We start from the raw sequence: 506 nt of genomic DNA, 5'->3' as shown, positions 1-506 counted from the left end.
GGAGTGGCCGTCAGGGTGGCGGTGGTGGTGTCGACCGAGTCGTTGATCGTGGTCTGGGCCGGGGTCGGGTTCGGCGTCAGCTGCTCGAAGTTGCCGCCGGTGGCGCTTTCGATGGTCACGCTGACGGTCGAGCCGTTGTTGTAAACGTCGTTCGCTGGCGTTTCGAAGTCGACGCTACCCTGGGTCTTGCCCGCTTCGACGGTGATAGTCTGGCCGTTGGACAGGGTTACGGTCACCGGAGTCTGTGCCGGATTGCTCAGGGTCACGGTGTAGGTGATCACCCCGCCTTCGGTCACCGATGGAGTGGCCGTCAGGGTGGCGGTGGTGTTGTCGACCGAGTCGTTGATCGTGGTCTGGGCCGGGGTCGGGTTCGGCGTCAGCTGCTCGAAGTTGCCGCCGGTGGCGCTTTCGATGGTCACGCTGACGGTCGAGCCGTTGTTGTAAACGTCGTTCGCTGGCGTTTCGAAGTCGACGCTACCCTGGGTCTTGCCCGCTTCGACGGTGAT

The 506-nt window shown here is 63.8% G+C and carries 1 protein-coding gene; it reads right to left on the bottom strand.

Going from position 1 to position 506, the window contains the following annotated elements:
• The coding region (locus CAF92_RS26235) for an immunoglobulin-like domain-containing protein (RefSeq protein WP_143516241.1) at positions 1–506 on the bottom strand (506 nt) is incomplete at both ends.

Origin of the sequence: Pseudomonas sp. B10(2017), assembly GCF_002113295.1 — a bacterium.
GTDB lineage: Bacteria > Pseudomonadota > Gammaproteobacteria > Pseudomonadales > Pseudomonadaceae > Aquipseudomonas > Aquipseudomonas pudica.
The sequence above is the reverse complement of the archived record's forward strand: the minus strand, read 5'-3'. Positions and strand labels throughout refer to the sequence as shown.